The 2,317-nt window shown below is 56.4% G+C and carries 4 protein-coding genes; 2 read left to right on the top strand and 2 right to left on the bottom strand.

The window, feature by feature from the left end; translation table 11 throughout:
- The coding region (locus ACXRVY_RS24895) for a tyrosine-type recombinase/integrase (protein WP_458238507.1) at positions 1-746 on the bottom strand (746 nt) is incomplete at its 3' end.
- Positions 747-1,175: 429 nt separating this feature from the next.
- Here ACXRVY_RS24895 and ACXRVY_RS24890 point away from each other — a divergent pair.
- Positions 1,176-1,631, top strand: coding sequence for a phage terminase large subunit family protein (locus ACXRVY_RS24890; RefSeq protein WP_263289523.1), 456 nt, complete (start codon positions 1,176-1,178; stop codon positions 1,629-1,631).
- Complete coding sequence (locus tag ACXRVY_RS24885; RefSeq protein ID WP_223457125.1) at positions 1,628-2,020, top strand: lysis system i-spanin subunit Rz; 393 nt, start codon at positions 1,628-1,630, stop codon at positions 2,018-2,020. Before ACXRVY_RS24890 ends, ACXRVY_RS24885 begins: the two co-directional genes overlap by 4 nt.
- An 89-nt stretch (positions 2,021-2,109) precedes the next feature.
- Here the strand turns inward: ACXRVY_RS24885 and ACXRVY_RS24880 are convergent.
- Positions 2,110-2,317, bottom strand: a 208-nt coding sequence (locus ACXRVY_RS24880) for a hypothetical protein (RefSeq protein ID WP_458238506.1), incomplete at its 5' end; no start/stop codon positions are given.

Below are 2,317 nucleotides of genomic sequence, written 5' to 3'. Positions count from 1 at the left end.
GCGTGGGGAGTGACAGTGAAGACTTGGCCATTCGGGTGGCGTTCCACGGTGGCCCACAGTTGGGCGAGTTCAAGAATCTCAACGGCTCGGTGGGTGAGGGGAACTGATCGTGTGCCGTTCTTCCCATCGATCACRTCTGCAATGCGTTCTTTGAGGTGTAGGCAGTCTTTCGTCAGCTTCAGGATTTCGGAACGCCTCATGGCAGTTTCGTATGCCAGTTCAACGATGAGCTTCATGGTTGGAGATAGCTTCGCCAGTAATCGCTCAAGCTCGCTTGCACGGATCACCTTGTCAGAAGATCGATCAGGCTTTGGCAGTGCGATATCACTGACAGGGTTGTGGATGTCAATCAGTAAGCCGCGTTTGGCGAATCGATAGAAGCGGGACATAAATGCAAGCTGCGTCCTGCACGTTGACGGCTTTACCTTCTTCAATCGCATGATCTTGAAGTCGTTGATCATCTGCGGGGTGATTTCGTGAATGGGCTGCGTGAAGTGCCTACCCAGATGCTCCACGATCTTCAGTGCATGGTCGTAGCTGCTTTTGCCCTTGAGCATGGTTTCGCAGTACGTCATGCCCAACGTATAAATAGTGTGATGCTTGTGATCCATCGTCACGGCTTCGATCTGGTTCGCCCATGACTCTGCTTCAACTTTGGTGCTGAAAGTTTTCGACTGGGGAGATTTGCCCTTTATCCGTACCTGAGCATTCCAGTTGCCGGACGGAAGTAAGCGGAAATTGGCCATTTTTGACGCCTCATAATGTGAATGGGCGTTCTGTGAAACCCTTGAGCACCAAGGCTTGCAGCTTGCTCAAGCAGACTTTGACATGGTGGGGGTCGTTGGTTCGAGTCCAATCGCGCCTACCAAACAAAATCCGMTCTGCTGGGCGGTCTGGAAGGGCTCACCGAAAGGTGGGCCCTTTTTTGTTGTCTGCGATTTGTAACCCCCCCACTCGCGCCCGATGCCCTCCACCTGCCAGTACCCGATTCCTGGTGTGGGGTTGCTCAAGGGCGGCCATGCACTGCGTATTGGGACGGCGAAGGGCTCCAACCACTGCTATGCACGTACCTGGATGGCAAGCCTGGCGGCGAGCCAGATCACAAGAGTTGGCAGTACACGTCGCTGCAGGGAGGAAACGTACCCGCTGAAGAACTGGAGGCGGCCCGTCGCAAGGTGGGCCCGAGGACGTTTCGGCAGGAGTACGAGGCTGGCTTCGAGAACTGCTCGGGCGTCGTCTACTACACCTTCAACCGCGTCGAATGTCGAACCAGTGAGCGCATCAAGCCTGACGAAGCCCTGCACATCGGCATGGACTTCAATGTGATGAAGATGGCGGCCGTGGTTTACGTCGTGCGCGACGGCCTGCCGCTGGCTCTGGATGAGTTTCACACTGTCCGCGACACCCCGGAGATGATTGAGAAAATTCAAGCGCGGCTCCCCGGGCACAGTGTTGCGGTATATCCCGACGCCAGTGGCCAGAACACCAGCAGCAAGAATGCTAGTGAATCGGATCTCACGTTACTCAAGAAGGCTGGCGTCACAGTGGTAGTCGACTCGACAAACCCGGGCGTGAAAGACCGCGTGGCGCCAGGCAGTGGCAGGTCAACAGCTACGGGAAAATCATCGTGACCAACGCGGCCAGCCGGCAGGCAGACCTCGTGAAGATCGCAAACGCAGGTGCAGCGCAGGCCCGCCAAGCAATCGAGCAACAGCAAGCTGCCGAACAGGCGCTTGCCAATCTCGACCAGAAAGCCCAAAAGGAGAAAATCGACGGCCTCGCCGAAAATGAAAAGCTGCGCAGCGCTGCTGCTGACTCTGCTAGCAGGCTGCGCATCGCGGGAAGTTGTCGTGCCGTTGGTGGGGACGTGCCCAGTTCCACCAGCCCCGCCGGCCTGGGCGATGCAGGAGCCGTCGAACTCTCTGCAGCTTCTGAATCAACTGTTTTCGATATCCGGGCCGGGATCATTGCCGAACAAGCAGCCTTGAAGGCGCTTCAAAGTGTGTGTGGCATGCGCTAGTAATCAGCCTGATTCTTTTGCCATTGCTGTCTCCAGCAGGGCTATCAGTGCCGCGGGGGAGGTGGCGGAGTTACTCTGCACTTGCATAATCAAACGTTCGAGGCTGAGCGACTATTGATAGCTGTCACGAGAGGCGTCGACATGTCCGGCGAGAGACGCATTGGTTCGCTTTGACATTCCAGTGATTTTTCAATCCTGAGCCGCTCCCGCTGGCGAAAGGCTCTGATTACCGGAACTGCCAGGACAAGGGAAAAAGGCCAGAGCACCAAGGCATTCAGGATGACCATGACGCAGGTG

It is taken from the genome of Pseudomonas sp. P5_A2_2 (assembly GCF_054177685.1).
This window is presented reverse-complemented; position numbering and strand designations above follow the sequence as displayed.